Genomic DNA, 21,268 nt, shown 5'->3' on the forward strand with positions numbered 1-21,268 from the left:
TTCCTTAGACTTCTCGGCTCTACCTCACGCCCACGGATCTGTTACGTCAGAAGTGTCGACGAAGTCCACGACAGGCTCTTCCCCCAGTCGCTGACCGTTCAATTCACCTTGGACCCATCGAATGCACTGCGGCCTTTCCCCACTGCCTGTTCGACAAAACTCCTCCAACACCAGCCGAACGCTGTCGAGCGGGATAGTGCTCCTAGGGTGATGAAACAGCGGATAACCCGGATCTGCAACCACCCGCGGATCAAAATCTGGCGGCTCCGGGTTGTCTGAAAGCCAGGTGTAGTCAAATATTTCAGACCTGCCGGAGCGCCGATCTGTGGCAAACCACATCAGGGCCCCGTAGCCCGTCGACCTGTTTACAGCAACCCGCAGGTATGTATTCGGATTATTTTGGACCGTAACACTTTCGAAACGACGATCCGAAAAACAGAACCATGCATCCTCGCCAGGTGATACCCACTTGCTCGACGAGTCTTCGAACCTCAGGTTCTCCATCACCTCAGTGACCAGGCGGGAGCGATCTACTTCACTCTCGGCGTGACGCCATTCCTTGGAGAATAGAACATTCAATACCACGGAAAATTTGCCTTCATTCTCGAATACCAATCACTGGCCGACGAATTCCTGCACGCGCATTCCGCCTCCCTCAAGCGGAGAATGCACTCTCAACGTCGATCCCTTGGGCAAAAGTTTCGGTATTGCTACTGAGCACGAGTAGTCACCCTCACATGCCCCACCCACCTTGGTTATTACAATGTCTGCTGAAGTGACTCCGCTCTTGCTCTCCCTCATCAAGTAGGCAAATTGGGTATCCGGGTGCTCGGCAGCTGGAAATCTTCCGTTGGAAGGCATCTTGACGCCCGCCTCTTCAAGAGCGCTGTTGACCTTCTCAGCAAGAGCACTCCGCCCACTGATAAGCGGCTTGCCCAACTTGGTAGCGCTGCCGTCAGAATTGATCCGCACGGCCTGCCCCACGGTCTTGCCGGCATACGACGTCTCAGCAAGGTCCGCTGCCACACTTTCCGTGCCGCAGTTGTGCACCAGGACCGGCGTGGTCCCAGCCTCCACATAGTAGGTGTGAAGGGTACCGATAGTGAGGTCGTAGGTCGTGGTGTTCGCGTGGTACAGCCGAACCCCGGTGACCTCGGCTGTACCGGTCGGAGTCTGGAGGACGTCGCCGACCTTCAGGTCCTTGCCCTCGACGAAGGCCGACTGGGTCTCGTCGTAGAAGGGGTGGTGGAAGGTCGTCGTCAGGTGTGCGCCTTGCGCCCTCGACGTGGCATCGGCAGTCCTTGCACTCTGCCCAGGCGTTGCCGAGGAGACCGCTGCCACCGTCTTGGTCGCCGAGTCCTGGGCAGCGTCGTGGCCGTGGCTCGCGCCCAGCGCTCCCAGTACCGCCGCCGACGCCGCCAGGCCGAACGCCGCCTTGCGGGCGACCTTCTTGGCCAGGGACTTCGCGCCGTCCTTCACACTCTGCTTCGCAGCAGCCTCGCCTGTTGCCTTGATCGTCAGGTCCACGAAGTCGTGGTCCGTGTGCGTCACGATCACTGCGGTGACCTTGTGCGCCTCCGTACCCGCAACTCCAGGTACCGAGTTGGCGATCGTGTCCCCCACCCGTACCTGATCGATGGCCTTTGTCGAACCGTTCGCCATCAACACCCGAGTCGAGCCGGTGAAACTGTGTGTCTTGGGTTTGCCGATCTTGCAGGACGACCCCGCCTCGCTCTCCCCGGCCTCCTCCGACTGGGACTGCGAGTGTGACCCCGCCCCCTCAGACTCCGCCGCAGAAGCCGCCTCATCCGTGGCATCCGCAGCCCCGGCCTCCCCGGCTTCACTCGCCCCCTTGCCGAAGAGCCCCCCGACGACCTCCATCGCCTTCGGAGCCGCCTTCGCCAGGAGCTTTCCGCCCAGGGAGCCGAGCGCGCCGCCCAGCGCGCCCGTCACCGCGCCCTCGACCGCCGACCCCGCGAACGCTCCCGCGCTGCAGTCCCCGCCGCCGTTCTGGGCGCACTTAAAGCCCTGTTCCACCAACGAACCCGCCGCGCCCGCCAACGCCGCGCAGCCAATCGTGCCGACGCCCCATGTAGCCGCTTCGCAGCCCGCGAAGACCGCCGTGGAGACCACGATCGATGTGATCGCCGCCGCGTGGTTCTTGACGAACTTCGCGGTGGTCTTCACCGCCTTCACCGTGGCGTGGTAGGCCGTCCGCGTCGCATGCGCGACCGCCTTCGCCGCCTTCTTCACCGTATGCGCGACCTTGTGCGCCGCCTTCTTCACCGCGTGGACCACGCGGTGCGCCACCTTTGACGCCTTGTGGTACGCCGTATGCACCGCGTGAACTGCCGCGTGGTACACGCGTTTCACGTGTCTGACCGTGTAGTGGTAGACCCGCCGCGTCACCCGCACCGTCGCCCGGTACACGTCCTGCACCTTGTGGACGACCTTGTGCGCCGCGTGCTTGACCGCGTGAACCACCTTGCGGGCCACGTGCTTTGCCGCGTGGTAGACCTTGTGGACCGCGTGCTTGACCTTCTTGGCCACGTGCTTGGCGGCCTTCACCTCGCACGAACCGGTCCACCAGGAGCAGTGACCCGACTCGTCCGTACCCACCATCGGGTTGTCGTCGACGTACGCGAACGGGTTCGCCGCCACCGAGTCGGGGCTCGGGTCCAGGGACACGCTGTCCTTGTTGAGGAACTCGCCCGTGTTCGGGTTGTACCAGCGGGACGCCGTGCCGACGTCGCCCGTTCCCGGTTCCGTCCAGCCCGACTGGAAGCCCAGGTGGCCGATCAGCGACAGCGTCGCCGTCACCTTGCCGAGCGGGTCGTACGTCGCCGAGCCGGACAGACCCGTCGCGCCCGACGTGAACGTGCCCACCACGTCGTCGTGCAGGTCCGTCAGTGCCAGGGACCCCGTCGACGAGCCCGACTGTTTGATGCCTACCAGGCCGCCGGCCGGGTCGTACGTGTACGCGTCGTCCCCGTCCGTCGCGATCGTGTTGTCCGCGCCCGAGTAGGCGAACGTCCGGGTCGACGACGCGGCCGTGTTGGTGTCCGTGATGTTCCGGCCCAGGGCGTCCAGCGTGTACGACTGCTGGCCGGCGACGATCTGGCCGCCGAACGCGTCCGTCTTGAACGCGGCCGTGCCGTTCGCCGTCGACGACTCCTGGGTCATCGTGCCGCGGGCCGAGTAGGAGTACGAGTTCGTGCCGTCCGACGTCAGCTGGTCCCGGGCGTCGTACGTGTAGACGTCCGCGCCCACCCGCACCCGGTTGCCCGAGGCGTCGTACGAGTACGCCGTCGTCGCCGAGCCGTTGTTCCACGACGTCAGGCGGTCCGACCAGTCGTACGTGTACGTGTTGGACGACGCTCCCGTCACTCCCGCCGTCGTCTTCGACGTCAGGTTGCCGTTGTTGTCGTAGCCGTAGGTGAAGCTCGACAGTGTGGTCGCGCCCTGGACCATGACGTCGTTCGACAGCTCGTGCGCGCTGTTGTACGTGAACGTGCGCGTCTGGCCCGTGCTGCCGTACTTGATCGTCTTCAGGTCGTTCAACTGGTCGTATGTGTAGGACAGATGGGTGCCTGTCGCTGCGTCGTCCAGCGTGGACAGGCGGCCCGCCGTGTCGTAGCCGTACGACTGGGTGCCCGCCGCGTCCGTTCTCGTCAACGCCGAACCGTCGTCGTTGTACGTGAAGCTCGACGTGCCCGCCGAACCCGACGTCGACAGCAGATCGCCCCGGTCGTCGTACGTGAACGCGTCGTGCGTGGACGCCTGGTGGTCCCCGGCGCCCACCGTGCCGGCCTCGTCGGTGTCCGCCGAGGTGACGCGGCCGTCGGCGTCGTAGGAGAAGCTGTGCTTCGCCGAGGCCGCCTCCGCGCCGGTGCCCGTCATCGTCTTCAGCTGGTCGTTGGCGTCGTACGTCATCGACGTCGTGACGCCGCCGGGGGCGGTGGCCGAGGTGACGTTGCCGTCCGCGTCGTAGGCGAAGGTCGTCGTGGTGTCGGCGGCCGACGTGTACTGGGAGGTCGTGGGCTCGGTCACCGTCGCCTGCTGGCCCCAGGGGGTGTAGCCGTAGCGCCAGGAGTTGCCGCGGCCGTCGGTGAAGCGGGTGCGGTTGCCGGCCGCGTCGTAGCCGAAGGACGTGGTGATCGACGTTGTCGCGTCTACCGGCTCCACCTGTTGGGTGATCGTGCCCGCCGCGTCGTACGTCCAGCGGGTGGTGTGCTGGTTGGCGTCGGTGGCCGCGGTCAGGTTGCCGTTGCCGTCGTACTGCTCCGAAGTGCCGTACAGGAGCGTGCCGTTGGCGTCGTAGCTGCGGGTCGCCGTCGGGTCGTCGTTGACGTTGTAGTCGGTGGTCGTGTAACTGCCGTCCGCCAGCGTCGTCTTGGTGGGGTTGTCCTCGAAGTCGTAGGCGTAGGAAGTGGAGTTGCCCGCGCCGTCCGTCGTCTTCGTGACGTCGCCCGCACGGTTGTAGGCGTACGTCGAGGTCACGCCGCCCGGGGTCGTCGTCGAGGAGACGTGGGCGCCGTAGGGGTTGCCGGTGGTGACGGCGTAGGAGTTCGTCGTGGTCAGCGTGCGGGTGGAGGGGTAGCGCTCCAGGGTGGTGGAGGTGACCTGGCGGCCGAGGTAGTCGAAGGTCGCCTGGGCCTGGGCGCCGGTGCCGTCCGTGGCGGTGCGCTGTTCGCCGTTGGTGTCGTAGGTGGCGTGGGTCGTGGTGCCGTCGGGCTCGGTTATCTGGGCCAGGTCGCCCAACTGGTCGTAGAGGTACGACGTCGTTTTGCCGCCCGGCGTCGTCTCGCCGGTCTGGTTGCCCTCGCTGTCGTACGTCCAGACTGTCGTGCCCGCGTTGGGAGTTGACGCTCCGGCGGGGGTGTACGACGGGAGGGTCTCGCTGACCTTGTTGCCGACCGCGTCGTAGGCCGTGGTGGTCACCAGGCCGGTCGGGTCCTTCTCGGCGACGGCCTCGCCGAAGGTGTTGAAGCCGCTGGAGGTGACCGGGTTGACGGCGGCGGCGTTCGCGGCGATGCCGTCCGGCTCGGACTGGACGGTCGGCGCGGTGGTGACCGCGAGGTTGCCGGCCTGGTCGTAGGCGTAGTTGGTGGTGTGCTGCTCGGGGTCCGTCATGGACGTGGGCAGACCGCGCTTGTCGTACGTGTACTTGGTGGTCTGCTGGTCGGAGGAGCCGACCGTGCCGCCCGAACGGCCCTTGCCGTAGAGGGAGGTGATCTCGCTTGTGGACAGGGCTCGTTGGTAGGTCTGGACGTTGCTGACCGCGCCGTTCACCGCGTTGCTGACGGTGCCCGAGGCGGTCTTCGCGCCGCCGATGGACAGCGGGCCCGCGCCGGTCCAGGGGGCGGGGTTGTTGGCGGTGCCCGCGAGGGTGCCGTTGACGTACAGGTTCATGGTGCCGGTCGACGCGTCGAAGGAGCCGACCAGTTGGGTCCAGGTGTTGAGCGCCGGGGTGCCGGAGGCGGAGGCGCTGTAGTACGCCGACGGGGCGGCGGAGGTGTCCTGGCTGGGCGAGATGAGACGGAAGACGCCCGTGGTAGAGGCGTACTGGAGGTAGAAGGAGGAGCGGTTGGTGCCGCCCTGTGCGACGAAGGTGCGGAACGTCGAGGTGTCCGACAGCTTCACCCACGCCGAGACGGTGTAGGAGGAACTGGTGTCCAGGACCGGTCCGTTGGTGGCGGCGATGTCGCCGTTGCCGGAGGTGTCGCCGCTGAACTGGGCCGCGTCGTCCGACCAGGTCACGCCCGAACCGGCGGTGACGGTGTTGCCGGTGCCGGAGGAGTCGGTGACGGACCGGCCGGAGGTCTGGTTGAGCTTCCACCAGCCCGACGGGTGCCCGGAGGCGTCGCCGTACAGCGTCTCGCTGAGCAGGTTGCCCATGTCGTCGTACGTGTCGGTGGTGGTGCGGTCGTAACCGGTCGCGTCGTGGTCGTTCTCTGTCGCGACCTGGTCGTCCGGGGTGTACGACACGGACGTCACGCGGTCGACACCGGTCGGGTCGACGGTCGTGGACGTGGTGCGGCTGGAGGCGTCGACCGTGAACTGGGTGACGTTCTCGCCGTTGTCGGTCGTCTGGGTCAGCAGGTTGCCGGCCGCGTCGTAGGCGTCCGACTCCAGGACATAGCTGCTGGTGCCGTCGGAGCTGGTCTTCTTCACCGTCGCGGTGAGGCCGTCGTCGGTGTAGGTGTACGACGTCGTGTTGCCCATCGCGTCGGTGACCGAGGCCAGCCGGCCGGCCGGGTCGTAGGCGCGCGAGGACTCGACGAGCTTCGCGGCCGTCTGCGGGGAGACCGGGTCGCCGGTGTACATCAGGCTCTGCGTGAGCAGGTTGCCGTTGTCGTCGTAGGTGTAGTCGGTCTCGTTGCCGGCGCTCGTCACCTCCTTGGTCTTGTTGCCGGAGGTGTCGTACGTGTACGTCGTCGTGTTGCCGTAGGACGTGCCGGCCGCGACGTTGGCGTCGGACTCGGTCAGCAGCCGGTCGTAGGCGTCGTAGGTCTGGGTCTCGGTGCGCGGGGCGTCGCCGCCCTGGGCGTCGGAGACGGTCTGGGAGAGGACGTCGCCGTCGTCGTCGTAGACCGTGCTGGAGACGGCCGCGTGGTCGGCGCCCTGCACCCGGTCGGTGATCAACGGGTCGTGCTCGGCGGTGACCTGGCCGTTCTTGTCGTACTCGTAGCTGGTGGTCAGGCCGGCCGGGTAGGTGTCGGAGACGACGTTCTGGCTGAGGACCTGGCCCACGTTGTCATAGGTGTACGACGTGACCAGGCCGATGGCGTCGGTGGTGGAGGCGACGTCGCCGTTGGTGAAGTACGCCACGGAGTTGACCGCGCCGCCGGGGCTGACCGTCTTCACCGGGAGGCCCTTGGGCACGACCCCGCCGTTGGCGGACGGGTAGGTGCTGGTGCCGTCGCTGTAGACGGTGGTCGTGGTGCGGCCGGACGGGAAGCCGGGGACGGCGGGGCCGGTGACGGCGGTCTGGTTGCCCGCCGAGTCGTAGGTGTACGACGTCAGATACGTGGTGTCGGTCGCGGACGCCGAACGGCCGTCGCGCTCGGTCAGCAGCTGGTCGTTGCGCGGGTCGGCGGTGGTCAGCTGAGCGGTCGTGTCGTCCGGGTAGTACGTGTAGTACTCGGTGTTGCACTTGTTGGCGACCTGGTCCTGGCAGGACGTGGACGAGACGATGTTGCCGCGGACGTCGTGACCGGTGGTGGTGACCGCGCCGTTGGGGTCGATGACCGTGTGCTCGAAGCCGGCCGTGTCGTAGCCGAAGCTGGTCTTGTTGCCGAGGCCGTCGGTCTCGGTCAGGGCGCGGTTTCCGTTGGTGACGTCGTAGGTGTACGTCAGCGTGGACGTGGTCGGCGAGGTCACTTTGACCGTCTCGACCGGGAGCAGACCACTGGAGTCCTTGGCCGCCTCGACGTGCGCCGCCACGTCGGCCGCGGTGAGCGCCGTGTGGTAGAAGGCCGCGTCGGCGATCGAGCCGGTGAAGTGGCTGACGTCTCCCGGGGAGTCGAGCCAGCTCTTGGCGAAACCGGCGCCGAGGTAGAGGTGGTTGTAGGTCTGGTCGGCCGGGGTGCCGGAGTAGCTGGACTGCTGGACGCCGTCCAGGTACAGGGTCTGGGTGGCGCCGGAGACCGTGAGGGCCACGTGGTGCCAGGTGTTGTCGGTGACCGTGCCGGTCGAGCCGAACGCCGTCGAGCCGGAACCGCTGCCCGAGTAGTAGTGGCCGTGCAGTTTGTTGTCGCTGCCGACGTACAGCAGGGGCGCCCAGGTGCCGGTCGCGGCGGTCGCGCCGGAGATCGCCGCCGACTGGGAGCCGACGATGACACCTTGGGAGGCGGTCTTGAACCAGAGTTCGAGACTGCGGTCGCTGGTGCCGAACTGCACGGACGTCGGCAGTTCGACGTAGGAGGAACTGCCGTCGAAGGTGGCGGCCTTGGCGTCGCTGAACGGTCCCGTCGCGCCGAGTGTCACCCCGCTGTACGTGCCGTTGCCGCCGTGCACCTCGTTGAGGGCCGTGGTCGCGCCGGCCGCCTCGCCGAGCCGGTAGTAGCCGGCCGGTCCGCCGCCGAGGACCGCGCCCCGGTAGGTCTGGCTGGAGCCGGTGACGGTGGGCGCGGCGAGCTTCCAGACGCCGCCGTTCTCGTCGGTGAGCTGGGTGAGGGCAGTCGTCGCCGGGTCGTACGTCATCGTCGCGAAGGACTTGCCCGAGGGGCGCTTGACCGAGGTGAGCAGGGACGCCGAGTGGGTGCCGTACTGGTAGAGGGCGTTGACGTCGGCGGCCACCAACGGCCGTCCGTACCAGGCCGCGTCGGCGATCGAGCCGTTGAAGTAGGTCGCGTAACCGGTGCCGTCGGTGGTGCTGGCGTTGTCCTCGTCCGGCCAGCTGCCGCCCAGGAAGCCGGTGCCGAGGTAGTTGAAGACCTGGTTCTTGCCGAAGGCCACCGCGCTCTTGATGGAGACGGTGCCGGTGCGCGAGCCGACCTTCGTGTTGTCCAGGAACAGTGTCTGCGAGTTGCCCGCGGCGCTCAGCACCACGTGGTGCCACTTGCCGTCGGCCACGGACGCCGAGGACACGATCGGGTTGATGCCGCCGCTGTACCAGAACTCGGCGTTCAGCTTGCCGTCGGAGCCGACGTAGACCGACGGGGTGTAGAAGCCGGCGGCCTTCTTCGAGCCGATCGGCTGGGAGGCGTACGAGTAGAGCACGCCCGGTCCCGCCGAGGTCTTGAACCACAGGGACAGCGCGCCCGAGTCGGTGTCGTTGCCGGTGTTCTTCGGCAGGGCGACGTCGGAGGTGGTGCCGTTGAAGGAGGCCGCGGTGGAGGACGAACCGGTGAGCGGGCCCGCCGCGCCCAGCGTCACGTTCTCGTACGTGGCGTTCTTCGTGCCCTCGTTGGCGAGGACCGCGTCCTTGGCGGTGGTGCCCGAGCTCTCGGTGAGCGGCCAGGCGGCGCTCGGGTCGAGGTCGAGGGAGGCGTTCTGGTACTGCGAGCCCGTCGTGTAGCCGTACGTCGTGCACTTCGTCGTCGACAGGGGCGCGCACACGGTCGTCAACTGGTCGCCCGTGTAACCGTAGTTCCAGGTCAGCGCGGTCGTCGCGGTGCCGGCGGTGACCGGATCGGTGGTGACGGTCGCGACATGCGCGGCGAGGGCGCCGGACGGGGTGGACCAGGTGAGGGCCAGGGTGCGGCCGGACACGTTGGACTTCATCTGGGTGACATGGCCGCTGGTCCAAGTCAGCGATATGGAGCGGCCGTTGGCGTCGGTGACGGAGGTGAGTCCGTAGTTGCCCGTGGTGAGCAGGGTGGTGAAGGCGTAGACCGTGTCGTCCTTGTCGGTCAGGCTGTAGCCGCCGCTGACCGTGGTGAACGTGGCCCAGCGGCCGGTGCCGGGCGCGAAGGTGCCGTCGCTGTTCTTGCCGTAGCCGACCTGTGAGCCGTCCGGATAGGTGACGTTGACGCTGGTGACCGCGCCGGCCGCGCTGTACTGCTCGGTGGCGCGGGCGTCGAAGATGGACGACCAGCCGGAACCGAAGGCTCCGGTCCAGCGCGGGTCACGGGAGTTGTAGTCGCGCTCGACGTCCAGGGACGGGCCGACGGTGGAGATCGAGGCGTCCGTGTCGGAGGTGGTGTAGTTGCCGATGGACGCGTCGAAGCCGTGGTCGCTGCTGTTCTGCGAGAGCCCCGAGGTGATCACGGGCTGGGGGACCTGGACGGACAACTCGTAGGGATCCGCGGGCGAGTAGAGCCCGGTCGTCGCGTCGTACGCCTGCACTTCCCAGGTGTAGTTCTTGCCCCAGGCCAGCTTCCCGGCCGGGACCGTCCAGTCGCCGGTGGCGACCAGGCCCGAGTCGGCGACCAGGGTGTTGTTGGCGTCGTAGACCTTGAACTGGTACTTGTTCGCGCTGCCGCTGGTGGAGTTGGCGCCGCCCGCCCAGGCGGTGAGCTCCGGGGTGGTGGTGCCGACGACCGCGTTGTCGGCGGGGAACTGCTCGTAGAGCTGCGGGGCGGTGTTGCCGGTGTAGGTGACGATGAGCTTCGGGCCGAGCCCCGGGTCGTTGAAGGAGCCGAACTGCTTCCAGTGCACGGTGTCGCTCGTGGACGCGTACAGCGCGAGGCCGTAGTCGGCGGTCGTCCCGCTGAACCAGCCCTGGATCGCCGAGGTCGACAGCGTCACGTCCACCGTGTCGCCCACGCTCCGGTCGGCACTCGTGTTCGCGCAGGCGTTCGGCACGGTCGGGGTCAGGTTGCCGATGGAGGAGCCGTAGCTCGGCCCGGGATAGCTGGTGACGCCCTCGGGCGTCCAGGCCTGGGTGACGAGGGCGACGTCGAAGCGCTCGGCGGTGCAGGTCGACGCCCAGGTGTCGAACAGCTCCAGCTTCGCCGCGGTGACCGTCAGACCGGTGTCGTCCCAGGCGGTGTCCCAGTGGTTGATGTAGCTCGCCGCGGAGTGCGTGCCCGAGTCGTACGAACCGACCTTGATCGTCTGCTCGTAGGAGTGGTCGCCCGTCGCGTCCGAGCCCGACTCGGCGTAGGTGGTGGTCCAGCCGTCGGTGACGGTCGGGTCGACGGTGACGGGGAAGACGCGGTGCGCGTCCTTCAGCCAGGCGTCGTCGAGGGTGATCCTCAGCGCGTAACCGCCGCCGTCCCGCACGAGCGTGGTGGTGACGTCGTGGGTGGTGGTCGGGTCACCGGAGCGCGGGTCGACCTTCGAGTCGTAGGCGTACGACGAAGGGACGCGCTCCACGGTCTTGCCCGCGGCGTCGCGCAGGACGATCGAGCCGTCCTTGTTCTGGACGGGGGTGAGTCCCTTGAGGTGGAGCGGGAAGGTCCAGGAGTTGCCGGCGTCCGCGGAGTGCAGGACGACCGCTTCCTTCACGCCGGTGGCGGTGGGGGCGACCTGGAGGTCGGTGTCGGTGAGGACTTCCGGGTAGGTGACGCGCGAGCCGCCGTCGACGGTGCCCTTGACGGCCTGGGCGTTCTTCAGCCCGTAGGAGACGGTGTGCTGTGCGTCGGCGGTGAGGGAGACGAGAGCGGAGTCGTCGGCCTCGGCCGCGAAGTCGACGCCGACGGAGTTGGCCTTCTCGTGCCACCGCCCGTCGGGTCCGGCCCGCACGTCCACGTCGATGGGCGCCCATTTGCCCTTGCCGACCTGGTAGTTGACGGGTGTCGGGGAGATCTGTCTGGTGATCGATCCGTCGGCGTTGTCGAAGACGGTGTCGGTCCGCGAGGACTTGCCCGCGTCCCGCTTGCTCGTCCTCGCGTTGAAACCGGCCTTGCCCGCGGCGCTCTTTCCCCGCTTCACCGACGCCGAGTGGGCGTGGTAGGCGGCGAGTTCGCCCTTGCCCTTCCCCGGCTTACGGCCCGCGCCCTGGTGTGCCTCGGTGGCGGCGGCGGAGACCCGGTGCCGCTTGCCGGCCGCCGTGCCGGACTTCTCCGACGGCAGCCGGCCCCAGTGCGGGTCCTTCAGCCAGGCGGTGAGCGAGGACAGGCTCGGCAACGAGACGTCCACGGCGTGCAGTTCGATACCGTCGGCCATCGCCTGCTGCGTCGTCCACATCAGGGCGAGCGCGGTCAGCAGGAGCAGGGCGACACCACGGCGGGCGCGCCGCGTGCGGCGGGGTGGGCGAACACGGCGAGCGAGCCGGAAACGCACGACGAGGACTCCAACGGTCGACGGGCACGAAGCGGCCGCCGTCAGCTGATGCTTGACCGGGTCCTGACAGGACAGCCACAGAAACGCACAGATCTTGCCCATCACCAACAAAGACCGAACAGACCCCAGAAGAGATCATCACCCGATCTTGACCATTACCCGGTGAACGCACCCCGAGTCACCCCTGATGCCCCTTTGTTCCTTGTGAACTCCTTTGCCAGTACAACGACTTGACCAGAGCAGATCGTCATCTCCCGTATATGTACTTCACGGGAAAGGGCTTGCTCTGACAGGCGCTCAGGTCAGGCCGGCTCGCTTCGGCTCGCTTCGGCTCACTTCGCGTGGAACCTGCTCGGCGCGCTCGTCGGGTTTCCGCCGGACGGGAGCTGCTGGCCCGGACAGGTCGAGAGGACCTTCTTCATCGCGGCCTTCTCGGCGGCGGTGACCCACAGCTCGTACTTCTTCTTCACGGCGACCTGCGCGGCCACATAGGCGCAGCGGTACGCCTTGTCCGGCGGCACCCAGGTCGCCGTGTCGCCGTCGCCCTTGCTGCGGTTGGCGCTCGCGCCGACGGTGAGGAGGTTGAGGGGGTCGTTGGCGAGGGCTATGCGCTTGCTGGCGTCCCAGTACTTGGCGCCCTTCTGCCAGGCGTCGGAGAGCGCGACGAGGTGGTCTATGTCGACGAGGCTGGCCCCGCGGCGATAGATCACCTCCTTGCCGGAGTACGGGTCGGATTCGAGGACGCCGTACGACACCTTGCAGGTGCCGCCGGTGAACTTCACCTGCTTCAGGTCCCGTTTGAGGATGTCGTCCCTCGTGTCACAGCTGTTGGAGTCGGTGTCGGCCCAGGCGGTACCGAACCGCTCGCGGGAGTAACCGGTCTTCGGCGCCCGCCCCTTGACGGTCAGGGATTCGGCGGCGGTGAGCGCCGCGCCCCCGCCTCCGCCGGAGTTCCCGCCGGAGTCCCCACTGGTCGTCGCTTCGGGCCCGGAGGCCCCGGTGGTGTCCTTGCATCCGGCGACGGACAACATGATCAGGACGGCGACGGCCGCCCCACCCCTCAGACGCATCACGGTGCGCCCCTCCCCTGGTTCACCCGGCCCCCGCCCCTGCGGGGGCGGATATTGACCTGGTGCCCACGTTAGCGGCGGAGATGTCGCGAACATATGGGGCCCGGGGGCGCATGACGCGCAACTCGGGTGTATAGGAACGACTTAGTCGGCGTGGGCGCCCCCACCTCGCACTCTCCCCCCACACTCTCTCCCCACACTCTCTCCCCACGGCCCTCCCAGACCTTGCCGAACACCCTTCTCAGACCTTGCCGATACCCAAGGTCGACTCCGAAGGCAGCAGCCCGGAACCGAGCACGGCGACCCAGAACTCCCCCAGCAGATCGGCGAGTCGGTCGGTGCCGGCCCTGCCGAGGGCCTGCCAGGGCTCGGCGGCCAGGCGGTCGGTGCGGCGCTCCACCTCCTGGCGCAGCTCGCGGCCCGCCCTCGTCGCCGTACCGAGGTCGTCCAACAGGCCGCGGGCTACCAGGCGTTCGCGGGCCGCCGCCCATTCCTCGCGGCTCCAGCCCCGGCTTTCGAAGCGCTCGACGGAGGCGGCTCCTATCGCGGCGAAGGAGACCAGGGACTCGACCGGGTCCAGGCCGGCGACGAGGAGGGCGGCGAGGTGGCCGTCGCCGCGGTGTTCACGCAGGATCGTCGCCGCCTGCCACAGCTGGAGGTGGGGTTCCTCGGGCCAGGCCAACTCGGCGTTGGCCGCGGCGAGGGGACGGCCGGCCGTGGTGACCGACTCGGCGGCACGGCGGGCGAGGGCGGCGGCCTCCGCGAGTTCGGGGCTGTCGATGCGGTCGCCGAATATCGCGCGGTAGGCCCGGTCCATTCCGCGCAGCCTCGCCTTCAGTACGGCGTCCGGGCTCGCGACGCTCCACGCGGGGTCGATGTGCTCGGCGACCATGCGGGGGCTGAAGCTGTAGAAGGCGGAGGTCACGCGCTCGGCGCCGACGGGGCCCAACGGGGCGGCCCGCAGCGGGAAGTAGCTCGGCCAGCGCTCCTCGGTGTCGTAGCCGAGCACTGCGGCCTCCTCGAAGACCTCCGGCGCGTAGTACAGCACCGCGTGCAGGGGTTCGAGCAGGTGCCAGAGCTGGCGCACCCGGCCCGGCGCCACGGCAGCGGGGTAGCTCGCGGTCCCGGTCTCCACTCCACGTACGTCTTCGGACATGGCACAACTCCTCGTCGCGTCCCGGTCGTTCCCACAACTTGACACTGACAAGATTGCCCCAGTCGCCCGAACTTGTCAATGCCTAGATTCGGCGTACGCTGCTGAGTATGAGTACGACCAAGCCGACCAAGCCGACCAAGCCGACCAAGAGCCCGTACCACCACGGCGATCTGCGCCGCGCCGTCCTCACCGCCGCGCTCGACGTCATCGCCGCCGACGGCCCGTCCGGGCTGAGCCTGCGGGACCTCGCCCGCCGTGCCGGTGTCTCGCACGCGGCGCCGGCGCATCACTTCAAGGACCGCACGGGCCTGTTGACGGCCATCGCGGCGGAGGGGTTCGGGCTGCTGGCCGCCACGATCGGGGAGGCGGCGGATCTCAAGGACGCGGGAGTGCGGTACGTGCGCTTCGCGCGCGAGCATCCGGCGCACTTCCAGGTGATGTTCGCGCCCGAGCTGCTGCGCGAGGGCGACCTCGAACTCGCCACGGCCCGCGCCCTCGCGAGCGACGCGCTGAGCGGCGCCGTCTCCGCCGTACCGCCCGAGGGCCGCGGCCCCGACGCCCGCCTCGCCGGGGTCGCCGCGTGGTCCTTGGCGCACGGGTTCGCGACGCTGCTGCTGGGCCACAACCTGGACGGGGCGGTGGGTGAGCGGGAGCCGGAGGAGGTGTTCCGGGTGCTGGCGGGGATGTTGTTCCGCGGGGCGGGCGGCTGACGGCTCCGGGGAGGGCGGACGACTGACGGCTCCGGGAGGCGGGCGGCTGACGGCTCTGCGGGGCAGACGACTGGAGGCGTGCGCGGTCGCCCCCGCGCGATGGCCGGTCCGGCGGCGGGGGTCGCCCCATGCCCTTCGCCAGGTGTCGTGATGATGTCTGGCATGACGGATGAGGTTCAGGACTTGGGGCGTCAGAGCCGCCGGGGGTGGACACCGCTGCACTTCGCGGCGGACGAGCAGGATGCCGCGGTTGTCGGCTCTCTCCTGGCGGCGGATGCCCGCGACGAGCAGGGCAATACGCCGTTGTTGCTGGCGGTGTTCACCTATCGAGGTGATGGCGCGGTGCTGTCGCTGCTGGTCGGTGCCGGAGCCGATCCGGACCTGGACAACCTTCATGGCGTGAGCCCGCGGCGCCTTGCCGGCTGGCGTATTGGTTCAGATGTCGCGGTGCGTCTCGGGGATCACCCTGTCCCGTAGTGCGGTTTCCGCAGGGCTCGACTCGCCGTACGCGGAAGGCAGTTGGCCGATCTCGGGCAGGCAGGCGGGGGCCGGGCAGCTGGTGCACCTGAAAAAGCGTGACGCTTCCCGAAGAAGTGTCACGCATTTCCCAGAGGGTGCCCCCGCCACGCCGGACGCGCCAAACGCCCCGCCCCCGGCCCAGCCCACTCCCTCGCCGCTACGACCCCAGGATCGTCGCCAGGAACTCCCCCACCCAGCCCAGCAACTCCCGCCCCACCAACGGCTTTCCGCCCACCCTGGAGGTCTTCGGGCGGGGGACGAGGATCTGGTGGGCGGCGGGCTTGATGACGGTGCCGGGGTAGAGGCGCTTGAGGCGCAGTTCCTGGGACTCGCGCAACCCCACCGGTGCGAAGCGGATGTTGGTGCCCTGGAGGACGATCTCGCCGACGCCGCACGCGCGCGCGAGCATGCGCAGGCCGGCCACCAGGAGCAGGTTCTCCACCGGCTCGGGCAACTTGCCGTAGCGGTCGACGAGTTCCTCGCGTACGGCCTTGATGTCCTCCTCCGTGTTGGCGGAGGCGATGGAGCGGTAGGCCGACAGGCGCAGGCGCTCGCCGGGGGCGTAGTCGTGCGGGACGTGCGCGTCGACCGGGAGCTCGATCTTGACCTCCAGGGGCGGCTCCTCCTCGACCCCGCCCTCCAGGGAGGCGCGGTAGTCGGCGACCGCCTCGCCGACCATACGGACGTACAGGTCGAAGCCGACGCCCGCGATGTGGCCGGACTGTTCGCCGCCCAGGAGGTTGCCGGCGCCGCGGATCTCCAGGTCCTTCATCGCCACGTACATGCCCGCGCCCATCTCCGTGTGCTGGGCGATGGTGGCGAGACGCTCGTGGGCCGTCTCCGTGAGGGGCTTCTCCGGGGGGTACAGGAAGTAGGCGTAACCGCGTTCACGGCCACGCCCGACCCGGCCGCGCAGCTGGTGGAGCTGTGACAGGCCGAAGTTGTCGCCTCGTTCAACGATCAGCGTGTTCGCGTTGGAGATGTCGATGCCGGACTCGACGATCGTCGTCGACACCAGGACGTCGAACTTCTTCTCCCAGAAGTCGACGACAACCTGCTCCAGGGCCTGTTCCGACATCTGGCCGTGGGCGGTGGCGATGCGCGCCTCCGGGACGATCTCGCGCAGACGCGCCGCCGCGCGGTCGATCGATTCCACCCGGTTGTGGATGTAGAAGACCTGGCCCTCGCGCAGCAGTTCACGGCGGATCGCGGCGCCGATCTGCTTCTCCTCGTAGGGGCCGACGAACGTCAACACGGGGTGACGCTCCTCCGGGGGCGTCGTGATCGTCGACATCTCGCGGATGCCGGTGACCGCCATCTCCAGGGTTCTGGGGATCGGGGTGGCGGACATCGTCAGGACGTCGACGTTGGCGCGCAGCTTCTTCAGCTGCTCCTTGTGCTCGACGCCGAAGCGCTGCTCCTCGTCGACGATGACCAGACCGAGGTCCTTGAACTTGGTCTCGGAGGCGAACAGGCGGTGGGTGCCGATGACGAGGTCCACGGAGCCCTCGCGCAGGCCCTCCAGGGTCGCCTTCGCCTCCGTGTCGGTCTGGAAGCGGCTCAACGCCCGTACGTTGACCGGGAACTGCGAGTACCGCTCGGTGAACGTCCCGAAGTGCTGCTGCACGAGCAGTGTGGTCGGGACGAGGACGGCGACCTGCTTGCCGTCCTGGACGGCCTTGAAGGCCGCCCGTACCGCGATCTCGGTCTTGCCGTAGCCGACGTCACCGCAGACCAGCCGGTCCATGGGGACCGACTTCTCCATGTCGTCCTTGACCTCGGCGATGGTGGTCAGCTGGTCGGGGGTCTCCGCGTACGGGAAGGCGTCCTCCAGCTCGCGCTGCCAGGGCGTGTCCGCGCCGAACGCGTGCCCCGGGGCGGCCATCCGGGCCGAGTACAGCTTGATGAGGTCGGCCGCGATCTCCTTGACGGCCTTCTTGGCGCGTGCCTTGGTCTTCGTCCAGTCGGCGCCGCCCAGGCGGTGCAGGGTGGGTGCCTCGCCGCCGACGTACTTGGTGATCTGCTCCAGCTGGTCGGTGGGGATGTACAGGCGGTCGCCGGGCTGGCCGCGCTTGGCGGGGGCGTACTCGACGACCAGGTACTCGCGCGTGGCGCCCTGCACCGTGCGCTGCACCATCTCGATGTAGCGGCCCACTCCGTGCTGCTCGTGGACGATGTAGTCGCCCGTCTCCAGGGTGAGCGGGTCGATGGTCTTGCGGCGGCGGGCCGGCATGCGGGCGCCGTCCTTGCCCGCGGCCTTCTGTCCGGAGAGGTCGGTCTCCGTGAGGACGGCGAGCTTGAGCGCCGTATCGACGAACCCGTAGTCGATCGATCCGGTCGCCACGTGCACTACGGAGGGGGCGATTTCCCCGAGCTCGGTCTCCAGGCGGGCCGCGACGCCCTCGCTGCCGAGGACTTCGACGGTGCGGGCGGCGGGGCCGTGGGCCTCGGTGACGAAGACCGTGCGCCAGCCGTCGGCGAGCCAGCCCTTGGTGTCGGCGAGGGCCTTGGCGGTGTCGCCGCGGTAGGTCTCCGGGGCGTGCATCCCGAGCTTGAGCGTGTCGGCGTCGAGCTCCTCGTCGGCGGCGAACGGCGACACCGACCACCACATCATGTCCAGCTCGCGCGCCCGGTCCCGTACGTCCGCGATGGACCACAGGGAGGCCGCGTCGACGTCGATGGGCGCCTCGCCGCCGCCCGCGGTGGCCGCCCAGGAGGCCTGGAGGAACTCCTGCGAGGTGGCCACGAGATCGGCGGCACGCGTGCGTACACGCTCCGGATCGCAGACGACGGCCATCGCGCCCTTGGGCAGCACGTCGAGCAGCAGCTCCATGTCGTCGACGAGCACCGGGGCGAGCGATTCCATGCCCTCCACGGCAATGCCCTCGGCGATCTTGCCGAGCAGCTCGCCCAGTTCGGGGTGGGCCTCGGCGAGGGCACGCGCGCGCGAGCGGACGTCTTCCGTCAACAGGAGTTCACGGCAGGGGGGTGCCCACAGGCCGTGTTCGGCGACCTCCAGGGAGCGCTGGTCGGCCACCTTGAAGTAGCGGATCTCCTCGACGTCGTCGCCCCAGAACTCGACGCGCAGGGGGTGTTCCTCGGTGGGCGGGAACACGTCCAGGATGCCGCCGCGTACGGCGAACTCGCCGCGCCGCTCGACGAGCTCCACGCGCGCGTAGGCGGCGGCGCCGAGCGCGTCCACGACCGCGTTCAGGTCGGCGGACTGGCCGGACCTCAGGGCGACCGGCTCCAGGTCTCCGAGCCCCTTGACCTGAGGCTGGAGCACGGACCGCACGGGCGCCACGACGACGGAGACCGGGCCCGTCTCCGGGTCGTCGTCCCTCGGGTGGGCCAGGCGGCGCAGCACGGCGAGGCGACGGCCCACGGTGTCGCTGCGCGGGCTCAGCCGCTCGTGCGGGAGCGTCTCCCAGGAGGGGTACTCCACGACGCCGTCCGGCGGCAGCAGCGAGCGCAGGGCGGCGGCCAGGTCCTCCGCCTCCCGCCCGGTCGCGGTCACCGCGAGGACGGTGCGGCCGGCCTCCCGCGCGAGGGCCGCGACGGCGAAGGGGCGGGTCGCCGGAGGACCGACCAGGTCGACGTGCATGCGGTTGCCGTCGGCCGCCGCGCGGGTCGCTTCCGCGAGGGCGGGGTCCTTGACTACGGCGTCGAGCAGACCGTGCAGACTCATGGAGGGGCGCTTCCGTCCGGGGGGGGTGGGCAACACGAAGGGCCCGACGCGCGCGGTGGGCCGGGGTTCTCCAGGGTACGTCGGTGCGATCGCCGGTGCCGGGGCCTGTGGACAACCCGGGTTCCGGCCGGGCGGAACCCGGGGACGGCTCGCTCGGAAGGCTCCGGGTCCCGGAGCGTCACCTCCCTGCCGCCCCTCACTCTTCCGGCTCTTCCGGCGCCCCCTCTCGGTGCCAGTCCATCACCTCAACCGGGTCCCGACATCCCGTCCGCAACACGCGTGTGCGTACGGACGGCAGCCCGAACTCCGCGTGTCATATTCGAGAAGCTGGCATCGATTAGACACGTGTCATCCGGGTACCAACCAAATAGACGACATAGGTCAGACAATAAGCACGATGCTAGTGGGCGAGTAGGCTACAGCTCTCAGAGCTTGTCACTTCGCCGCCTTCTCGTTGCTGCATGTCGACTGGCGCCGTCACCTTTCGAAGGAGCACCATGCCCACCGCTTTGGACCCCAGCCTGAACCGCCGCAAACTCCGTGTCGCCCTGCGGAGCGCTCGCGACAAGGCCGGACTCACCCAGCGAGACGCGGCGGAGACACTGGAGTGGTCGCTGTCCAAGATCATCCGCATCGAGGCGGGAACGGTGAGCCTGTCAGTGACGGATCTCCGCGCCATGCTCCGGGAGTACGGTGTGACAGCTCCCGAAACCGTTTCTGAACTCGAGGAAGCCGCTCGCGGAAGCAAGGGACAGTCGTGGTGGTCCGAGTACAGCGACGTCATGACCCCCGTGTTCGCGCAGTTCCTGAGTTACGAGAGCTCGGCCACCCTGATCCGCGCCTACCACCCGAGCCTGATCCCCGGACTTCTACAGACGACGGACTACGCGAACGCGCTGTTCGCCGTGAGCCCGATGGACACCAGGCGCCTCCAGCGCACTCTCGACATGAGGCTGGCCCGGCAGGAACGCGTCCTACAGGACGGCGGGCCGAAGGTCGAAGTGGTTCTCGACGAGGCGGCGTTGCGCCGGCAGATCGGCGGTCCGGCAGTCATGCGCCAGCAGATCGCCCACATCAAGGAACTCGCCTCGGGGGAGCAGGTGAACGCCGTCGCCCTGCCGTTCACCGCCGGAGCCAACGACAGCCTGGAGAGCAGCTTCTTCCTGCTCAGCTTCCAGGACGAGGACGATGCCCTCTACCTGGTCGGCCCCGGGGGAACCGTCACCAACCGGGACGACCGGGAGACCATCGCCTGGTACCAGGAGTGCTACGAGGACCTCCGTGGCAAGGCATTGTCGGAGACCGACACACTCACTCTGCTCGATGAACTCGTCGAGTTCCACCACGCCTGAAACTAGGCCAGATCATCACAGGGGGGGGGAGGAACGCCGTGAAGACCGGAAGGAAGAGCAGAAAGGGCCGCGACTCACGTCCCTGCCCGAGGTGTCCGGCCGACAGCACCCCGCGTTCCCCGGAAGGTGCTCCCGACTCATCCCCTACCGACAACTCGTTGGTACAGCAGGGGATGTCCAGCCACGCGGCGTCCTCCCGCCTCCGTGAGATCAAGAATTCCGAGACCGACAACAGAATCCGGCAACGGCGGGCACACATCGACGATCTGATACGCGTCTTCCGCAACGTCGCCGCCCTGGCCGTGTTCGCGGTGGTGACACTGACGGTGGTGGCCTACGCGGGCATGAAGATCGGGATCCCGCCCGAGGCCTGCGTCGCCGGCGGCGTCACCAGCGCGACGTTCCTGGTCAGAGCGTTCACCAAGATCTTCGATGCGGTGCGTTCCTCGCTGCCGGCCGCACCAGACGATCCACCGTCCAGCGACGGGCCGTAGAGGAGTCCACGGCCCACCACCAGCCGGCGGCCAGTGTGGCAAGGAGCAGGACACCCGCCCACACGAGGACACGGGCAACGAACCCGGCTGCCAGGAGTGACGCGGCCGCTCCCGCCGCCGTGGCCGACATGCCCATCAGCAGACAGTAAAGACCGAACCCACTGCGGTTCGGCGGACTGGGCTTGCACTGTTGGCCGTTCATTTTCACGTCCGGCTGTCTCGCCATCACTTCCCGACCGGCCCGGATCTCCCCTCCGCCCTCACGTGCCGCACTATCGCCTGCCATGCCTGCGGGGTGAACGACAGTATCCCAATACCGGGCCTCTTGGAATCGCGCACCAGCATCCGCGCCCCTGTGAAGGCGACCTCGCAGCAGGTAGCACCAGCCTCGCTGTAACTACTCTTCCACCATGTGAACGTGCTCCCATCACGGCGCAAAGCTATCCCCCTCTCACAGCTCAAGGCGCGTTCCCCGGCAGGTCGCCGATGCACGGGACGACGCATCAGGCACCAGGACGCGGCGTGACATGACGTCACCCGCGTCGAGGGATGGATACCCTCCACGGCGCCGAGGAGAACGTGCCACAGAGGATGGCTTGATGTCAT

General features: G+C 68.4%; 10 protein-coding genes. 4 read left to right on the forward strand and 6 right to left on the reverse strand.

Annotation, left to right across the window (positions count from 1 at the left end; genetic code table 11):
* Positions 1 to 24 precede the first annotated feature (24 nt).
* From ACQHII_RS19955 to ACQHII_RS19970, 4 genes are all read right to left on the reverse strand, one after another.
* Positions 25 to 504, reverse strand: a complete 480-nt coding sequence (locus ACQHII_RS19955; RefSeq protein ID WP_427920568.1) for an Imm1 family immunity protein — start codon at positions 502 to 504, stop codon at positions 25 to 27.
* Between the two features lie 111 nt (positions 505 to 615).
* Positions 616 to 11,673, reverse strand: coding sequence for a LamG-like jellyroll fold domain-containing protein (locus ACQHII_RS19960; RefSeq protein ID WP_427920569.1), 11,058 nt, complete (start codon positions 11,671 to 11,673; stop codon positions 616 to 618).
* A 332-nt stretch (positions 11,674 to 12,005) separates the two neighbouring features.
* On the reverse strand, positions 12,006 to 12,743 hold the full coding sequence (locus ACQHII_RS19965) for an HNH endonuclease family protein (protein ID WP_427925365.1): 738 nt from the start codon (positions 12,741 to 12,743) through the stop codon (positions 12,006 to 12,008).
* Between the two features lie 241 nt (positions 12,744 to 12,984).
* Positions 12,985 to 13,899 (reverse strand): SCO6745 family protein, encoded by a 915-nt coding sequence (locus ACQHII_RS19970; protein WP_427920570.1) that lies wholly within the window; start codon positions 13,897 to 13,899, stop codon positions 12,985 to 12,987.
* Positions 13,900 to 14,006: 107 nt separating this feature from the next.
* Between ACQHII_RS19970 and ACQHII_RS19975 the strand changes: the two genes are divergently transcribed.
* Both ACQHII_RS19975 and ACQHII_RS19980 read left to right on the forward strand, forming a co-directional pair.
* Entirely contained in the window at positions 14,007 to 14,609 is a 603-nt protein-coding gene (locus tag ACQHII_RS19975) for a TetR/AcrR family transcriptional regulator (protein WP_427920571.1), read from the forward strand.
* A 162-nt stretch (positions 14,610 to 14,771) separates the two neighbouring features.
* Positions 14,772 to 15,086 carry an ankyrin repeat domain-containing protein gene (locus tag ACQHII_RS19980; RefSeq protein ID WP_427920572.1) on the forward strand — a complete coding sequence of 105 codons (315 nt, stop codon included), beginning with the start codon at positions 14,772 to 14,774 and terminating at the stop codon, positions 15,084 to 15,086.
* A gap of 199 nt (positions 15,087 to 15,285) precedes the next feature.
* Here the strand turns inward: ACQHII_RS19980 and mfd are convergent, their stop codons facing one another.
* Complete coding sequence (gene mfd, locus ACQHII_RS19985) at positions 15,286 to 18,816, reverse strand: transcription-repair coupling factor (protein ID WP_427920573.1); 3,531 nt, start codon at positions 18,814 to 18,816, stop codon at positions 15,286 to 15,288.
* A gap of 497 nt (positions 18,817 to 19,313) precedes the next feature.
* On the opposite strand from mfd, the gene ACQHII_RS19990 reads away from it, so the two are divergent.
* Both ACQHII_RS19990 and ACQHII_RS19995 read left to right on the forward strand, forming a co-directional pair.
* Complete coding sequence (locus ACQHII_RS19990; protein ID WP_427920574.1) at positions 19,314 to 20,168, forward strand: helix-turn-helix domain-containing protein; 855 nt, start codon at positions 19,314 to 19,316, stop codon at positions 20,166 to 20,168.
* A 173-nt stretch (positions 20,169 to 20,341) separates the two neighbouring features.
* Positions 20,342 to 20,662, forward strand: coding sequence for a hypothetical protein (locus tag ACQHII_RS19995; protein WP_427920575.1), 321 nt, complete (start codon positions 20,342 to 20,344; stop codon positions 20,660 to 20,662).
* 225 nt (positions 20,663 to 20,887) lie between these two features.
* Here the strand turns inward: ACQHII_RS19995 and ACQHII_RS20000 are convergent, their stop codons facing one another.
* Positions 20,888 to 21,268: a DUF397 domain-containing protein gene (locus ACQHII_RS20000; RefSeq protein ID WP_427920576.1), complete on the reverse strand. Its 381-nt coding sequence runs from the start codon at positions 21,266 to 21,268 to the stop codon at positions 20,888 to 20,890.

Origin of the sequence: Streptomyces sp. cg40 (assembly GCF_050320165.1) — a bacterium.
GTDB classification, from domain to species: domain Bacteria; phylum Actinomycetota; class Actinomycetes; order Streptomycetales; family Streptomycetaceae; genus Streptomyces; species Streptomyces hokutonensis.